Here is an 18,280-nt window from a genome sequence, read left to right as displayed (position 1 = left end):
TTTATTCACCAACCTTTGAATCTGAAACAGCTTTTTTTAGATTATTTAACTGTTTTGGACGTTTAATTTTTGGAGCACGTGGATCTAATAATCAAGTTTTTGCATAGTGAGTATCTGATATTTTAAACATTGGTGGTTCATATTTATAATCAACTGCTAAAGCAAATGTGTTTCTTGGTGCAAATGCATCAGCTTTAATTTCTTTAAATAATGAAGGTGGAGTACCACTAATTGAATATAATTCTTCACCTTTAGTTCCTAATTGTGGAAGTGATGATAATAATGCTCAAGTGTATGGGTGTTTTGAATTAAAGAATACATCTTGTGTAGTTCCATATTCAATAATTTGACCAGCATACATAACAGCAACTCTATCAGCAATATTTGCAACAACTCCTAAATCGTGAGTAATAAAAATTACTGTAAATTTATATTCTTCTTTTAATTCTTTAATTAGATCTAGAATTTGAGCTTGAATAGTTACATCAAGTGCAGTTGTTGGCTCATCACAAATTAAAATCTTAGGTCTACATGCTAAAGCAATAGCAATAACAACTCTTTGTCTCATCCCACCTGAATATTTACCAGGTAAATCTTTATAACGCTTTTCAGCATTAGGTATTCCTACTCTTTTCATTAAATTAATAGCTTCAACTTTAGCTTCAGCTCTATTTAATTTACTATGATTTCTTAAAACTTCACTAATTTGATAACCAACACTTAATAAAGGGTTTAAAGAAGTCATAGGATCTTGAAAAATTGTAGCAATAGTTCCACCACGTAAATGTTGTAGATTTTTATCAGTACTTCTTTTAATTCAAAAATTAAAACGTTTAATAAAATCTCATAACTCTTTTAAAGTTTCTAGTTTTTCTTGATCTAGTTTTTTAGTTTGATTAGATTTAATATCATATAAAATTTCTAAAGCTAAGCTTTCAAAATTATTTTTATATTCGATTTCATCTAATCACTTAATATGTGGTTCTAATTTATTTATATCTTCTAGTTGATTATTATTAACTTTATTAATTAAATTAATAATTTGAAAATATCTAAATTTTTTATAAATATTAACTGTTTTAAAATTGTAAATTTCTTTTTTAACAGTTTGAATAGTTTTTTCTAGTTGTTGAATTTCAAAGTCTAATTTCTTAGGATCTTTTTTTCATTCAATTTGTTCTCTTAATTGTTTAATTTGTTCTAAATACTCATTTCTTTTAACTAGTTTTTTTGTACTATTAGTAAATTCGTATTTTTTTAATAAATCTGCTTGTTGTTGCAATTCATCAATTTTTAAATTTAAAGATTCAATAGTTGATTCTTTTAATTCTTCAATAACAGCTAAAGCATCTTTAATTTTTTTATTATTGTATTTTTTAATTCCTTTTCTAGATTCACTTTCTAAAGAATTTTTATGAAACTCAACTAAATCAGTATCTTTTTTAAAAACAGCTGATTCATTTTCTCTAGTAGCTTTATTTGGATAATACATAATTGATCCATTAGCAATATAACCATTTGACTCTAACATATTAGTTAAAGTTTTAGTTAATACTGATTTCCCTGATCCAGATTCACCAACTATAGCAACAGTTTCACCATCATAAATATCAAAACTAATATTTCTAATAGAAGTTAAAACTTTAGAACGGACACGAAATTTTACTACTAAGTCTTTAATTGATAAGATAACGTTTTTCATAAATATGTCCTTTCTATCTGTGGTTTTTTGGATCTAGTGAATCAGCAAATACTTTTAATACTAAGAAAAATAAAGTTGAAATAATACAAATAAATAAAATTGGTAAAACAATTAAGTGTGGATAAACTTGTCATTCACTTGATTGCATGATTGATTGTAAAATTTTTCCAAGTGAAGTATTTACTTTACCATCAACAAATCCTCTATCAAAATAAGCTAGAGTTGATTCAATTGCAATTGCTGTTGGAATTGAAAATGTTGATACTTGAATTAATACTGGTAAAATTTTTGGTAAAACATTTTTTCTAATAATTTTATCTGATCTAGTTCCTAGTGTAATTGAAGCAATATTATAATCAGCATCTCTAATTGATAAAACTAAAATTCTAATACTAAATGCTGGACCAATTCAAGCTTGAATAACAATCCCTAAAATCATTGGTCAATATCCAATACCAAATACTGACATAATAACAATAATTAAAATTAGTTGTGGAATAACTAGAATTAATGAAGTTAATTGGTAGAATAGAATATCTAATTTTCTATAATATCCTCAAATTAATCCCATAATAATTCCAATTGATAATTGTAAAAAGGTCATAACAAAAGCAAAAGATAAACTACTTCTTAGACCTAATCAAATCTCAATTCAATAATCTTCACCATTTCTACCTAGTCCAAATCAATATTTCATAGATGGGTGTTCTTGAGATGTACCAGGTGTTTTCAAAGGAATTGCTTCTTTTCCATAAGGAACAATTATTGAAGTTAATAATAAAGTTAATAGAATAATTGAACAAATAATAAATACTTTACTAGTAATTAAAATCTTACCAACAGCTTTTCAATAACTATATGGTTTTGTAATAATAGTTTCACTAGTTTGAGCTTGTGAACCAACTAATTCAAATAAAGAGTGATCTATTTGATAAATATCTAAACCATGTCTTTTAAAAAACGCTTCTCTTTCACTATCTAAAAGTGCTGAAAAATCTGGTTGTTCTAATTGTTTTGTTTTCATATAAATCACTCCTTTCTAGTCTTTAGTTAAACTTACTCTTGGATCTAATAACACGTGAACTAAATCAGCTAGTAATTTTGCAAAAATACTTACAAATGAAGATAAAACTGTAAATCCTAAAAATACAAAAAAGTCATTTCCTCCAGCTGATTCTTTAATTAATCTACCCATTCCAGGAATAGCTCATTGAGTTTCAACAATCATTGAAGATCCAAATACTGTTAAAATAATTTCACTTGGAATACTTCTTATAATTCTTACTCCAGCATTTCTAAAGATATGTACATAATAAGTTTTATTTGAACTAGTTCCTTTAGCTAAAGCAAATTTAGCATAATCAACAGTCATTTCATCAACTATGTATCTTCTTACAAATGTAGCAATACCTGGTAAATTAATTACAACAATTGCAAAAATAGGTCAAAATCTAGTTGCAAAACTTCCTGTATTATAAATTCCTGAATTTCCTAAAACAGCTACTGAAAAAATAAATGTTCCAATAATAATAACAATTGATGGAATTGCTAATAATAAAGCTGAAATTCCATTAAATACATTGTCAAATAATTTTCCTTTTTTCTTAGCAGCTCTAACACCAATTAAAATTGCTAAAGCATAACTAATTAAAACTGAAACTGAACCAATAGCAAATGAGTATGGCATTGCTTTTAAAAATATTGATAAAGCATCACTACCTTCTTCAGCAATAGTTGTAGCTGTTGTTACACCTAAATAAACTCATCTAGTTTCAGTAATTAGTTTTGATGAATCAATAATTGCATTACCATTTTGTAAAATAGTTACTTCTGAACCTAAAACAATTTGTTTAGGAATAAATGGTGTGATGTTCTTTAAATATGTAAGAATTTGTGGAATTAAAGGACCATAAACTCCAAAGCGTTTCATACGATCTTCTAATAACTTATCTTGTTGAGCTCTAGATAAACCAGTTTTTTCAATGTCTGGTGGTAGATATTTTGTATCCGGAGTAATCAAACGTATCACAACATATAAAATAATGATCGATAATAATAAAGTAATTAAACCATATAAAATACGCTTAAATGAATAACCATATAATGGATGTCTTACAAAATACTTATAAATATTTGCTGATGTATCATAATATCAATATTTAAAAGTAGTCCATTTACTTACTTTATGTTGTTGATTAGTTTCATTAAGTAAACTAAAATCATCAAGAAGCAATTCAGAATTTAAATCAAACGCTTCTTGTTTAGTTTTTAATGTTGATTTCATAAAGCTTTTCCTTTCTATTAAAATATATTAAAAAGCAAAATAAGTTAATCAAATTAACTTATTTACTAGAAATATAGTTCTATTAAAACCACTCAAAAATTTATTAATATATTTTTTTAATAGTATCAAAATATTTTTCAAATTTAATAAAAAAATAAAAAAAACTCTATTTTTTTATTTGATTTGTTATATTCTAAAAATGAAAAGGTATGTTTAATATGCAAAAATCTAAAGTATTTAAAGAACTAAAAGAAATTGACAAGTACACTAAAGAACAACATAAAAAACAAGTTAATCAAACAATTGAAAGCGTTTATGATTCTAGTGAATTTAAAATGAATTTTTATGAATATCAACAAGAAAAAAAACTAGGATGAATTGGTTGATTAATTGTTTTTTTAATATTTATAATTGGATCTTTAATTAGTGTTTTAGTTGGGTATTTAACACTAAATATTAGTCATTTAAGTAATTGAAAAGGAATTAATTACTTTAATGTTTTATATACAGCAATTTTATTTTTTATAGGATTTATAATTGGGTTTATTAAAAATAGACAAGCAACAAAATTTTTTAACGACAGAAGAAGAAGATATCAAAAAACATTAGAATTAAAAGAAGCTAAATTAATTAGATTAAAAAAAATTTTTTATTTAAGTGGATTTTTAATGTTAATTTTAACAATTATTTTATTTTTAGTATTTAAAATTTAGATTTTAACTAATAGGTAGTTATTAAATACTCATATATCTATATAATCTATTTATTATTAGGAGGTTTTATGAAAAAATTGTCAACTAATCAAATAAGAAAAATCTGATTAGATTTTTTTATTTCTAAAAATCATTATTTTTTAGAGCCAGTATCTCTAATTCCAGTTGATGATCCATCACTATTATGAATTAATTCAGGAGTTGCTACTTTAAAACCATATTTTGATGGTAGAAAAACACCGCCTTCACCAAGACTAACTAACTCTCAAAAAGCGATTAGAACTAATGATATTGAAAATGTTGGGGTTACAGCACGTCATCATACTATGTTTGAAATGCTTGGTAACTTTTCAATTGGTGATTATTTTAAAAAAGAGGCTATTCAATTAGCTTGAGAACTTTTAACAGATAAAAATTATTTTGATATTGATAAAAATAAGCTATATATTACTGTTTTTAATGAAGATATTGAAGCTTACAATATCTGAAAAGATGTTATTAAAATTGATGAAGATCACATTTTTAGATTATCTAGAAAAACTAATTTTTGAGATGTAGGTCAAGGACCTTGTGGACCAAATACTGAAATTTTTTATGATAGAGGTGAAGTTTGAGATCCAAATAAAATTGGATCTAGATTAATTAGTGATAATATTGAAAATGATCGTTATATTGAAGTTTGAAATATTGTTTTTTCTCAATTTAATAATGATGGAAACAATAACTATGTTGAATTACCTAGAAAAAATATAGATACTGGTGCTGGATTAGAAAGATTTGCTTCAATTTTTCAAAACACTCCTACTAACTTTGAAACTGACATTTTTTATCCAACTATTAAAAAAGTTGAACAACTAACTAATAACCAATTTAAATACTCAATTGATAATTATTTTAATCCTAATAAAAAGCAAACTAGAATTAATACTGCTTTTAAAGTAATAGCAGATCATATAAGAGCTACAGTTTTCGCAATTTCTGATGGTGTATTTCCTGGTAATAAAGATAGAGGATATATTATTAGAAGATTAATTAGAAGATCTTGTGTTTTTGGAAAAGAATTAGGAATTAAACAAGCATTTTTATATAAATTAGTTGATAGTGTAATTGAGTCAATGAAAGAATTTTATCCTTATTTAATTGATAGAAAAACTTTAGTAGAACAAACTATTAAAGATGAAGAAGAAAAGTTTTTAAAAACTTTATCAAAAGGATATGATCTTTTAGAAAATATTATTAAAACAAAAAATATAGTTAGTGGTAAAGATGCTTTATTATTATTTGAATCATATGGTTTTCCAATTGAGCAAACTATTGAGATTTCTGAACTTTCTAATGTACAAGTTGATGTTGAAGGATTTAACAATTTATTAGAACAAGCAAAACAAGCAACAAGAAACGCTAGAAAAGATCTAAAAGCTTGAGATAAACAAAATGAATTATTTACAAAACTAAAAGTAGAATCTGAATTTACTGGATGATCTGAACTAAGTAGAGATAATGTTAAAGTTATTTATATGTTTACAGATCAAAAACAAGTAGAATCAATAACTGATCAAGAAGCGTTTGTAATTTTAGATAAAACTCCTTTTTATGCTGAAAAAGGTGGACAAGCTGCTGATAGTGGAATTATTTTTAATGATCAAATGAAAGGTTTTGTAATTGATGTTCAACAAGGACCTACGCATCAAAATATTCATAGAATAAAAGTTCAAGGTACTTTAAAAGTAAACGATTTGATAAATTGTAGAGTTGAGGAAGAAAAAAGAATCTATACAATGAAAAATCACTCAGGAACTCATATGATCCATTATGCTTTAAGAGAAGTTTTAGGAACTAATGTAATGCAATCTGGTTCATATAATGATGAAAATGGTTTGAGAATGGACTTTACTTATCACAGATTACCAACTAGTGAAGAACTTTTAAAAGCTCAAAACTTAGTATTAGAAAAAATTAAAAATAAAATTGATAGACAAACTTATTTTTGTAGTTTAGAAGAATCAGTAAAAAAACACCAAGCCTTAGCATTTTTTACTGAAAAATATGATCAAATAGTTAGAGTTATTAAATTTGGTGATTTTTCTTCAGAGCTTTGTGGTGGAACTCATGTTAATAATACTAGTGAAATAGAAGATTTTATTATAACTGGAATTGAATCAAAAGGTAGTGGTCTATATAGAATTAAATGTTTAACTTCATTTAGAGCAGTTAATGAGTATTTAAATGAACAATTTAAAGCATATAAAGACCAAGCTGAATCTATTATTGATAAATATAATCAAAATAAAGATCTATTAAAAAATGATCAATTAGAAAATATTTATTTACAAATAAAAAATATTACTATTAATAAAGACAATTTATTAGTAATAAAAGATTTATTAGATCAATTAAAAGAAGTTAATAAAGATTATGATAAAAAAGTTAATGATTTAATTACAGCTAATAAATTATTAAAATATAAAGACCTAACTCCTAGTTTAAATAAAGATAATATTAATGAAATTCGATTAGAAACTACTGATTTAACTATTAAAGATTTAAAACAACTAGCAGATGATTTAAGAAATAAATACAATGATTTAATTGTTATTTTATTAAGTAGTACAAAAGAAAATAATTTTATAGTTGTTGCAGTTGGTCAAAGTTTACAAAATAAATATAAAGCAATTGATATTTTTAACAATTTAGAAGGTTATGAAACTAAAGGTGGAGGAAATGCTAATTTAGCTCAAGGTAAATTTGTTAAAAAATAAAAGTTAATATATTAATTATTAATAAGTAAATTGTTTTATTATTTTTTTAAATTTAATATTAACATTAAAGTGAGAGCAATCTCATTTTTTTATTGGTATTTAGTGTTTTTATTTATTAATAATTGCTATGAATGTTATGAAAAATAACGTAAAAAAATCTTGATTTTTTTTTTTTTTTTTATATTAAAATTAAAATGTTTAAATCAAATTCATCTATTTAAAAAGGAAAAGAAATGAAGAAATTATTAACAATTTTATCATCACTTGGTTTAATAGCTACATCAAGCTTATTTGTAATTGGTTGTAAAAATAATAATTATAAATCTGACAATCAAAATAGAGAGAATACAAATTCTGATCAAATGTCATCAGATCAATCAAATAATTCTAATCCAAAAAAAGAAAAACCTAGAAGACCAGCAACTGAAGAAGAAAAAAATAAATTACAAGCAATTTTTAAACAACAAGAAAATGGTTTTGCAGCATTTCACACCTATAAAGATGTTTTAGATCAATTGTTAGTCTATGCAAAAGAACAAGATTTAAATGAACTTGAACTTGAAAATGGTGTTAATGAAAATGAAAATCTAAAAGAAGATAAGAATAGCGCTAATAAAAATACTATTAAATTAAGACTTTATGGTTCTAGTGTGATTTTTACTCCTAAAAAAGTTTTAAATAATGAAGTAGAAACGATTTATTCTTCTGATAAGAAAAAACTAATTCAAATAGGATATAAAAAGAATTCAAATACAAATGTACAAATTAATAAAATTCAAGAAACTATTACAGAAGTTCCAAAGCACTTGCCATTAAAAATTAATTCACTTAAAGATGCTTTTTCTAAATCTAAAATATCAAAAGTAGAAAACTTAGATTTATGAGATACTAAAAATATTAAAAAAATGTCTACTGTTTTTGATGGTGCATCTAATTTTAATCAGGATATATCAAAATGAAATACTTCAAATGTTGTTGATATGAGTGGTATGTTTAAGGATGCTGCAAAATTTAATCAGCCTTTAAACGAATGAAAAGTAAACAATGTTAGAGATATGGATGATATGTTTGCAGGCGCAGAGAAATTTAATCAAGATTTAGATAAATGAGAAACTTCTAGCTTAGCTAATATTAATCAAATGTTTTGAGATGCTACTAATTTTAATGGAAATATTGCAACTTAAGATGTGTCAAAAGTTAAAAGTTTATACAATACTTTTGCAGGTGCAGTATCATTCAACCGAAATATTTCCAATTGAGTTACTTCTAATGTTGAAAATATGCAAGGAACATTTAGTAGAGCCAAATCATTCTCACAAAATTTAAGTAAATGAGATGTAAAAAAAGTTATTATAACTAAAGACTTTAATAAAGAAGTTCAAAACACATTTGGAAATGAAAATCTTCCTAAATTTAACATAAGCATTACCTATTCAAAATAAGATTTTATTTTTTAGAAATCTTATGATTTTTTTAATGTTATAACTAAATTTACAAGTAAATGTATATTATTATTTTTGTAATTTTTTTTTAAAATAAAAAAATATTTACAATTATTGAAAAAAAGGATCTTTAATAGATCCTTTTTAATTTAATTATTAAATTGGAACTGTAAAATAAATTATTTCTAATTATTTTGCACAAAATGATTATTTTTATTATTTATTAAATATTTCAAATAAAGTTCTAACTAGAACTGCTTGTCCTCTACCAGCTTTATCTGCAGTTCCAGCTATATCAAAGTGAACAAATGGTTTTTCTTCAGCAAATGCACTTAAAAAGGCTGCAGCAGTAGAACTACCAGCTTCCCTTCCTTTAGCAGCATTAGTTAAATCAGCATTTACACTATCTGCTTTAACTTTTTCTAAGTGTTCATCAAAGATTGGCATTCTTCATACTCTTTCACTAGTTTTGTGTGATGTTTGAGAAATCAATTCTCATCTTTTATCACAATTTGTAAATACTCCAGTAGCATAACTTCCTAAAGCAATTACCATAGCTCCAGTTAAAGTTGAAGCTTCTCAAATTTCAGTTGCTTGTTTTTCTCTAATTACATAAGTAATTCCATCAGCTAATACTAATCTTCCTTCAGCATCTGTATTGTCAATTTCAACAGTTAATCCATTCATTGATTTTATTACTGATTGAGGTAAAGTAGCAGTTGACCCAATTCTATTATCTGTAAACATACCAATTCCAACAACATTAACTTTAGCTTTCATTTTAGCTAATGCCATAACAGTTGATAACATAATAGCAGCTCCAGACATATCAAATTTCATACCTTCCATAGCACTTGAAGGTTTTAAATTATACCCACCACTATCAAAAGTAATTCCTTTTCCAACTAGAGCTTTTTTTGGTTCATTTTCATCACCAACATATTCTAAAACTACAGCTTGTGGTTCATATGGTGATCCTGCATTAACTGCTAAAAATAAGTTCATTCCTAATTTAGTAGCTTCTTTTTTACCTAAAACAGTAACTTTAAGTCCATCAATTTCTTTTGCCTTTTCAACTACTTTTTCAGCTAAATATTCACTTGTTGCAATATTTGGTGGAGTATCTTGTAAAGTTCTTGCAAAGTTTACAAACTCCATTTTAATAGCTTCTTTTTCTTCTAGTTCTTTAACATCTTCATTTGTGATAAGATTATAAACTACTTCGTTTGGTTTACTATCTTTTTTATAACTTACTTTATCAAATGTTTCAAAAGCAATTGTTTCATAAATTGCTTCAATAGCATCTTTTTTACATCCACACATATCAAAAAATACTAAAAATGAATCAACGTCAACATTTAAATTAAATTTATTAGCTAGAACAAATTTTTTAAAGGCATTTCTAATTTTAGTTTTTAAACATTTATTATCTTTTTTAATTACCATATAAATGGTTTTATCTTCACTAATAAATGTAGTTGATAAATCAGTATCTGATACATAAGGTTTATCATTAACTTCAGTTAAACAAACTAAAGTTAATTCTTCTTTTTTATCATTAAATTTAATCATATATATCTCCTTTAATTCTAAGTATATAATAACATTTTAAACTATCTAATAACTAATATTTAGACACATAGATATTAATAACTAGTATTAAATTTTATTATTTTAAATTACTAAAAAACTGAACTAATTAACTTGTAAATAAGAAAATTGTTCAGTTTTTTCTTTTATTAAAATTTATTAAACTAATATTATTTTTTTACAATAAATTTGTGGTTTGAATTAGGATAAATTTGATTATTAATAATAGATATTTTATTTAAAACATCACCTATTTCAAATTGATACTCTAAATTATCAACTTGACCATAAATATCAATTTCTATAACTTGATCTTTAACATTTTTAAAATTATAATTACCATTATCAAATCTTAAAATAGCTGAATTATTTTTAACAAATATTAAAATCTCATCTCAACATACATCAAAACTATATAAACAGTTACCTTGATATATTTTTGATTTGTCATCTAATTTATATCAAGATCCATCTGGTAAGAAAACTTCTCTATTAGTTGAATTTTCTTTTAATATTGGACACACTAAAATATTTTGACCAATATAATATTGATCATCTATTAATCTAGCAATTTTATTATTTTCATTTTCTAAAACCATCGGTCTTAGTATTGGTAATCCTTTTTTAATTGATTCTTGTTCTCAAACTTTAAATTCTGGTAATAAAGTTTTTTTAAATCTAGCTCATTTAATTGAATTATCTAAAGTGTTTTTGTCAAATCTTCAAGGTTCTCTTTGACCTAAAGCATGATATCTTGAAAAAGTATTTAACATTCCTACTTGAGTTCAACGATTATATAAATCTAAACTAAAATCTTTAGATTGAACAAATCCTCCAATATCAGTTCCTCAAATCACTTCACCAGCTAAACTCAAAGAAAGACCTGCTTGTAAATGATTTTTTAAATCACTAAAACTAGTTATACTATCTCCAGATCATTTACCAACAAATTTTTGAGTTCCAATATATCCAGGACGACTAACTACAACATTTTTACCAGATCCAAAAAACTCTTCACCAGCTTCATAACAACATTTAACATATAAAAACATAAAATATTGTTTAAAATCTTTTGCTTGATAATTATTAAATAAAATAGCATCTTCAGGTAAGCCATCACCATAATCAGGTTTAACAAATCTTAAACCTAAGTTAAATAGTTTTTTGATTTGATCTTTATATCACTTATAAGCTTTTGGATTTGTAAAATCAATTATGTAATTATTTTCTTGATATGTTTCAGTTCCTGTTCAAGGATGAGCATAGCCACCATTTTTACTTTTAACTAGCAAATTATTTTCAAATAAAAATTTAGAATTTTCTAACCCATCATTTTGAATGTATGGATTAATTCAAAAACACATTTCTAAACCATTAGCTTTAACATCATCAAATAGTTTTTTAAAATCACCAAAAGCATCAGTATTATATTCAAAATTACAACTTTTTGTATATCTATTTTTTAACCATTTTGGATCTAAAGTAATAACATCTAGTGGATAATTTAATTCTTTTACCTTATTAATTGCTTCAAATAATTCTTCATAGTTATGATAATAAAGTCTATTTAATCAAACTCCATATCCAATATCTGGAACTTTTGAAATTCTATTAGTTAATAAAGTATAACTTGATACTAATTCTTTTAAGCTTTGATTTGAAAATAAATATAAATCTAAAAAATCTTGATCAACTTTAAAAGATAATATATCAGTTGTTGGAGAACCTATTTCAAATGTAGTTTTGCAACTTGTATTAACTAAAAATCCTCACTTATTAGTTGAATATAATAATGGTAAACCATTATAGGCTAAATCATTATTTGTTACACAAGAATTGTCAGAGTTTCAAATAACAGACTCAACTCCATTTTTAACTAAAGGTCTAAATTTTTCGCCAAGTCCATAGAATTTTTCATCATTTTCAATATCAAATGACATAAAAAATCTCTGATTTTTATTTTGATCAATTTCAATTCCTAAATTAGGATTAATAAAGCCTTCAAAAAATTGATATCCAGTTCTTAAAGTAGTTCTAGTTTTAATATTTTTTTTACTATCTAAAATCATTAAAACAAAAGGGTTGATGTTAAAAACTAACTTTTCATCTTTATCTAGATCAATAATTATTTGATCTTTAGTTTTTATAAACTTAATTGGTCTTTGTTTTAAATTACTATTTAAATGTTCATTAAATAAAGTGGGTATTATCTTTTGTCATAGCTTTAGGTTAATAATATTTGATTCAAAAAGTTGAATTTGAAAAGTTGCTTTTTGTAAATTTGAAAAAGTGATCTCAATAAATAAATTATTATTAGTCGTTCAAAGATCAGAAACTTTAGTTGTTATTCAATATTCATTTTTAGGATCAAAAATTCTTTGTTTAATTGGAAACGAATATTTTAACATTTCTCTAGTGATATTATTTGGTTTTGGCATTTTTATTTCTTTCTAATAACTCTAATATTTCACCTTTATATATGTCAGCTTTTGGACCATAAACAATTTGTAATGAACTTCCTTTATTTAAAACACCAACAGCTCCAGTTAGTTCTTTAAATTTATTTTCAACTTTTGTTTTATCTTTAACTTTAACTCTTAATCTAGTCATACATGCATCAATATCTTCTAGATTATCTAATCCACCTAATAAATCAATTATAACTTTAACAGTTTTATCTGTTTTTATTGTCTTTTCTTTGACTTCTTGTTTTTCTTCAATATTAGTTATTAATTCATCATTAGTAAATCCAGGTATTGCTGGTTTAGTTTTTTTAGTAAAGAAGTAAAATACAACAAAATAAATTCCACCAAAACCAATAGTTACTAATAATAATCATAAACCTTGAATTCATAAAATACCTTTAATACCAATTCCAGTTATTGAAGTTGGACCAAATACAAATAAGTATTTAACTAATGTTTCAATTCCTCCAAATGCGTGAATTCTCATTGGAATAAAATCACTAATTCCAAATGCTATTCCAGTTAAAACTGCATGTAAAACATATAATAAAGGAGCTGAAAACATAAAAATAAATTCAATTGGTTCAGTAACTCCAGTTAATAAACAAGCAGCTAATCCTGAAAAATAAATTGAAGAATATTTAGCTCTTTTTTCTTTGGGAATTGCAAATGCCATACCTAATCCAGCACCAACTAATGAACCTGATGAAGTAATCATTTGTCCAACTTTAAATCTTACTGATACAACTGAATCTAATACTATTTCATAAGCTTGCTGCATTGATAATCCACTAACATTACTATGGTTTGCTGCATAATCAGTTCATCCACTTTTTATATTTCCTAAAGCAGTAATTCAACTCAATCAGATTTTTTCTTGTCCTTGTGCTTTTAAATCTTCCTTGTTTGATAAACTGTTAAAAAATTCAGCAATAATCTTAGCATTTTGTTCATTTGTATTAGTAAATTGACTTGAGTTTGTAAAATCTACATTTCCACCTAATTGACTATAATTCATAGGAATTGTAATCATATGGTGTAATCCAAATGGCAATAATAATCTTTCTGAAGTTCCATATAAAAATGGAGCTAGGAATTTTAATTTTTGTTCTTTTGCAAAAAAATTTCCTAAATAATTAATTACAGTTTGAAATAATGGTCAAATTAATCCAATACCAACAGATATTGGTAATACAATAATAATTACCATAAAAGGAACAAATCTTGCACCATTAAAAAATGATAATGCTTGTGGTAATTTGTTAAAGTTGTAATACTTATTATAAATTGTAGCACCAACAAATCCCATTATAATTCCACCAATAGCATCATATCTAATAGACATAACTCCTTCTTGGCTACTAAAAAATAATTCATGTTTTTCTCATCTACCTAAAATGTAGTTTAAAAATTGTAATTCTTTAGTATTAGGATCGGTTCTTGTTATAAACATTGAAGAACCAACAGCTAATAAAATAAAATATGCAAACGCAGCAGCAAATGAACCACCATATCTATTTTTAGATCAAGTACCACCAATTGCAACAGCAAATAATAAACCCATATGACTAAAAACTGCTCAACCAACAGTTTCAATAACACCACCAATCTGATTAAACACTTTAGCTGAAGCCTTAATTTGTCCTAAACCTAAAGGACCAATTATTTTTCCTAAAATAATTGTCAATCCAGCTGCAGGTAAAAGAGCAACAAAAGTCAAAATTGATTTAGCAAATTTTGAAAAAAATTCGTGTAAGTTACTCTCTTTAGCCTTTCTAAAATCTAATATTTTTTTCATTCTTTTTCCTTTCTAGCTTACAAAATATATTTTATATAGTTTATGATTTAGAAAAATACTAGATTTTAAAAAATAAAAAGAACTAGTATATACTAGTTCTTTTATAAATTATTTAATAAATTATTTTTCAATTGAGATAACTGTTCCAGCACCAATTGTTCTTCCACCTTCACGGATTGAGAACTTAGTTCCTTCTTCAACAGCAACAGGTTTAATTAATTGAATTTCCATTTCAACATTGTCACCAGGCATTACCATATCAGTTCCTTCTGGTAAAGTAACTTCTCCAGTAACATCAGTTGTACGGAAGTAGAATTGAGGGCGGTATTTATTAAAGAATGGTTTATGACGTCCACCTTCTTCTTGAGTTAAAGCATAAACTGAAGCTTTTAATACAGTATGTGGTTTAATAGTTCCAGGTTTTGCTAAAACTTGTCCACGTTCTACTGAATGTCTGTCAACACCACGTAATAATGCTCCAACATTATCTCCAGCCACAGCAAAATCAAGTAGTTTTCTAAACATTTCTAATCCAGTAACAACAGTTTTAGTTGGTTCTTCTTTTAATCCAATAATTTCAACTTCTTCGTTTACTTTAACAGTTCCACGTTCAACACGTCCTGTTGCAACAGTTCCACGTCCAGTAATTGTAAATACATCTTCAACTGGCATTAAGAAAGTTTTATCTGCATCTCTTTGTGGAGTTGGGATGTATTCATCAACTGCTGCCATTAATTCATTAATTGCTCCAGTTCATTTTGAATCACCATTTAATGCTCCTAAAGCTGAACCTCTAATAACTGGTGCTCCTTCTCCGTCAAAGTCATATTCAGTTAATAGATCTCTAATTTCCATTTCAACTAGATCGATCATTTCGTCATCTTCAACCATATCACATTTGTTTAAGAAAACAACAATTTTTGGAACTCCAACTTGTCTTGATAATAAAATGTGTTCTCTAGTTTGTGGCATTGGTCCATCAGTTGCAGCAACAACTAAAATAGCTCCATCCATTTGCGCTGCTCCAGTAATCATATTTTTAACATAGTCAGCGTGACCTGGGCAATCTACGTGTGCATAGTGTCTGTTAGCTGTTTTATATTCAACGTGTGCAGTATTAATTGTAATACCACGTTCTCTTTCTTCTGGGGCATTATCAATATTTGCATAATCTTTGAATTCTGCATTACCTTGTTCAGATAAAACTTTAGTAATTGCAGCAGTTAGTGTAGTTTTACCATGATCAACGTGTCCAATTGTTCCAATATTAACGTGAGGTAAACTACGGTCAAATTGTTCTTTTGCCATGTTTTTTTCTCCTTAAAATTTCTATAACAAATCAAGAATAATAGATATATTTCTACTATTTTGTTTGCCCCTTTTGGGGCGTTTTTACTATTATATATTTTACACTTATTTAATACTTAATTCAAAAAATATTATTTACCTGATTTTTTAATAATTTCATCAGCAATTGCTTTTGGAGCTTCTGCATAATGACTAAATATCATAGTGTAATTTCCACGTCCTTGAGTAAATGAACGTAATTCAGTAGCGTATCCAAACATTTCAGTTAATGGTACTTTTGATTTAATTGTTTGAGCATTTCCTCTTTGTTCTGAACCTTCAATCATTCCACGTTTTGAAGAAATATTTCCCATAACATCTCCATAATATTCATCTGGAACTGTTACTTCAACATTCATAATTGGTTCTAAAACAACTGGATTCATTTTTTTAGAGGCTTCTTTTAAAGCCATTGAAGCAGCAATTTTATATGCCATTTCATTTGAGTCAACTTCATGCATTGATCCATCAACAATTGTTGCTTTAACATCAATCATTGGATATCCTGCAATAACTCCGTTTCTTAATGCATTTTCTAAACCTACACGTGCTGAGTTAATATATTCTTTTGAAACACGTCCTCCAGTAATTTTATCAACTCATTCAAATCCTTTGTCTTTGTTTGGTTCAAATTCAATCACAACATGACCATATGAACCACGTCCTCCAGATTGTTTGATATATTTACCTTCAGCTTTTCCTGGTAATTTAATAGTTTCACGATATGAAACTTGTGGAGCACCAACATTAGTTGCTACATTAAATTCACGTTTCATACGATCAACAATAATGTCTAAGTGTAATTCACCCATACCAGCAATAATTGTTTGTCCAGTTTCATCGTCTGTATAAGTTCTAAAAGTTGGATCTTCTTCAGCTAATTTTGATAAAGCAATACTCATTTTTTCTTGATCAGCTTTAGTTTTTGGTTCTAATGCTAATTGGATAACAGGTTCAGGAAATACCATTGATTCTAAAATTATTTCATGTTTTTCATCACATAAAGTATCACCAGTTGTAGTATTTTTTAATCCAACAGCTGCAGCAATATCACCAGAATAAACTTCTTCAATTTCAGTACGGTTATTTGCATGCATTTGTAAAATACGACCAACACGCTCTTTTTGTTGTTTAGTTGAGTTTAATATATAACTACCTTTAGTTAAGATTCCTGAATATACTCTAAAGAATGTTAATTTTCCAACAAATGGATCAGTCATAACTTTAAATGCTAATGCTGAAAAAGGTTCAGTATCACTTGCATGTCTTTCAACTTCTTCACCTGTTGGTAAAATTCCTTTAATTGATGGAATATCTATAGGTGATGGTAAATAATCAACAACAGCATCTAATAATAATTTAACACCTTTATTTTTAAATGCTGAACCAGCTAATACTGGGAAAAAGTCGGCATTAATTACACCTTTTCTAATTGCTGATTTTAATTCAGAAATACTAATTTCTCCACCATCTAAAAATTTCATTAATAATTCTTCATCATATTCAACAGCAACTTCAACTAAATGCGCTCTTAATTCTTTAGCTTGTTCTAATAAATTAGTTGGAATTTCTATTTCTTTATAATTTTCTTCAGGTTTTCCATCAAACTCATAAGCTTTCATTTCAACTAAATCAATAATACCTGTGAAGTTTTCTTCAGCTCCAATTGGTAATTGAATTGGAGCAGCTTTAGCACCTAATCTATCACCAATAGTTTTTACTGAATAAATAAAATCAGCACCTGTTTTATCCATTTTATTAACAAAAACAATACGAGGAACTCTATAATTTGTTGCTTGTCTTCAAACAGTTTCAGTTTGAGGCTCAACACCAGATTGACCATCTAAAACAGCAACAGCACCATCTAAAACTCTTAATGAACGTTCAACTTCAACAGTAAAATCTACGTGACCTGGAGTATCGATAATGTTAAATCTTGTATTTTTTCAGAATGCAGTTGTAGCAGCAGATGTAATAGTAATCCCACGTTCTTGCTCTTGAGCCATTCAGTCCATTTGTGAAGCACCTTCATGTGTTTCACCTATTTTATGAATTTTTCCAGTGTGAAATAAAATACGTTCAGTAGTAGTAGTCTTACCAGCATCAATATGAGCCATAATACCAATATTACGAGTATTTAATAAACTGTATTCTCTAGCCATTTATTAATTTTCCTTTCT

12 protein-coding genes are annotated in these 18,280 nt (G+C 26.1%); 4 read left to right on the top strand and 8 right to left on the bottom strand.

Going from position 1 to position 18,280, the window contains the following annotated elements:
- Position 1 precedes the first annotated feature (1 nt).
- The 3 genes from oppD to oppB are packed head-to-tail and all read right to left on the bottom strand — an operon-like array spanning position 2 to position 3,986.
- Positions 2-1,702 carry an oligopeptide ABC transporter ATP-binding protein OppD gene (oppD, locus tag MSB_RS01035; RefSeq protein WP_013447527.1) on the bottom strand — a complete coding sequence of 567 codons (1,701 nt, stop codon included), beginning with the start codon at positions 1,700-1,702 and terminating at the stop codon, positions 2-4.
- Positions 1,703-1,715: 13 nt separating this feature from the next.
- On the bottom strand, positions 1,716-2,726 hold the full coding sequence (oppC, locus tag MSB_RS01030; RefSeq protein WP_013447526.1) for an oligopeptide ABC transporter permease OppC: 1,011 nt from the start codon (positions 2,724-2,726) through the stop codon (positions 1,716-1,718).
- Positions 2,727-2,741: 15 nt separating this feature from the next.
- Positions 2,742-3,986 carry an oligopeptide ABC transporter permease OppB gene (gene oppB / locus MSB_RS01025; RefSeq protein ID WP_013447525.1) on the bottom strand — a complete coding sequence of 415 codons (1,245 nt, stop codon included), beginning with the start codon at positions 3,984-3,986 and terminating at the stop codon, positions 2,742-2,744.
- Positions 3,987-4,204: 218 nt separating this feature from the next.
- Between oppB and MSB_RS01020 the strand changes: the two genes are divergently transcribed.
- The 4 genes from MSB_RS01020 (at position 4,205) to MSB_RS05135 (ending at position 8,900) form a co-directional block, all read left to right on the top strand.
- Positions 4,205-4,699 carry a hypothetical protein gene (locus tag MSB_RS01020; protein WP_013447524.1) on the top strand — a complete coding sequence of 165 codons (495 nt, stop codon included), beginning with the start codon at positions 4,205-4,207 and terminating at the stop codon, positions 4,697-4,699.
- A gap of 68 nt (positions 4,700-4,767) precedes the next feature.
- A complete protein-coding gene (gene alaS, locus MSB_RS01015; protein ID WP_013447523.1) occupies positions 4,768-7,458 on the top strand; it encodes an alanine--tRNA ligase in 2,691 nt (896 codons plus the stop codon).
- A gap of 233 nt (positions 7,459-7,691) precedes the next feature.
- Positions 7,692-8,642, top strand: coding sequence for a BspA family leucine-rich repeat surface protein (locus tag MSB_RS01010; protein WP_013447522.1), 951 nt, complete (start codon positions 7,692-7,694; stop codon positions 8,640-8,642).
- 3 nt (positions 8,643-8,645) lie between these two features.
- Positions 8,646-8,900, top strand: a complete 255-nt coding sequence (locus MSB_RS05135; RefSeq protein WP_238523225.1) for a DUF285 domain-containing protein — start codon at positions 8,646-8,648, stop codon at positions 8,898-8,900.
- A gap of 216 nt (positions 8,901-9,116) precedes the next feature.
- On the opposite strand, the gene MSB_RS01005 is transcribed toward MSB_RS05135, so the two are convergent.
- The 5 genes from MSB_RS01005 to fusA all read right to left on the bottom strand — a co-directional run bounded on the left by MSB_RS01005 (position 9,117) and on the right by fusA (position 18,262).
- On the bottom strand, positions 9,117-10,472 hold the full coding sequence (locus tag MSB_RS01005) for a M17 family metallopeptidase (protein ID WP_013447520.1): 1,356 nt from the start codon (positions 10,470-10,472) through the stop codon (positions 9,117-9,119).
- A gap of 188 nt (positions 10,473-10,660) precedes the next feature.
- On the bottom strand, positions 10,661-12,928 hold the full coding sequence (locus MSB_RS01000) for a glycoside hydrolase family 31 protein (protein WP_013447519.1): 2,268 nt from the start codon (positions 12,926-12,928) through the stop codon (positions 10,661-10,663).
- Positions 12,912-14,753 carry a PTS transporter subunit EIIC gene (locus tag MSB_RS00995; RefSeq protein ID WP_013447518.1) on the bottom strand — a complete coding sequence of 614 codons (1,842 nt, stop codon included), beginning with the start codon at positions 14,751-14,753 and terminating at the stop codon, positions 12,912-12,914. Before MSB_RS00995 ends, MSB_RS01000 begins: the two co-directional genes overlap by 17 nt.
- A 120-nt stretch (positions 14,754-14,873) precedes the next feature.
- The gene (gene tuf, locus MSB_RS00990; RefSeq protein WP_011166362.1) at positions 14,874-16,061 is read right to left on the bottom strand and encodes an elongation factor Tu; all 1,188 of its coding nucleotides are present in this window, start codon (positions 16,059-16,061) and stop codon (positions 14,874-14,876) included.
- A gap of 131 nt (positions 16,062-16,192) precedes the next feature.
- Entirely contained in the window at positions 16,193-18,262 is a 2,070-nt protein-coding gene (gene fusA / locus MSB_RS00985; protein WP_013447517.1) for an elongation factor G, read from the bottom strand.
- Positions 18,263-18,280 lie beyond the last annotated feature (18 nt).

This window comes from Mycoplasma leachii PG50, assembly GCF_000183365.1.
GTDB classification, from domain to species: domain Bacteria; phylum Bacillota_I; class Bacilli_A; order Mycoplasmatales; family Mycoplasmataceae; genus Mycoplasma; species Mycoplasma leachii.
Note: the sequence above shows the minus strand (reverse complement) of the source record. Positions and strands in the feature narration are given on the sequence as shown.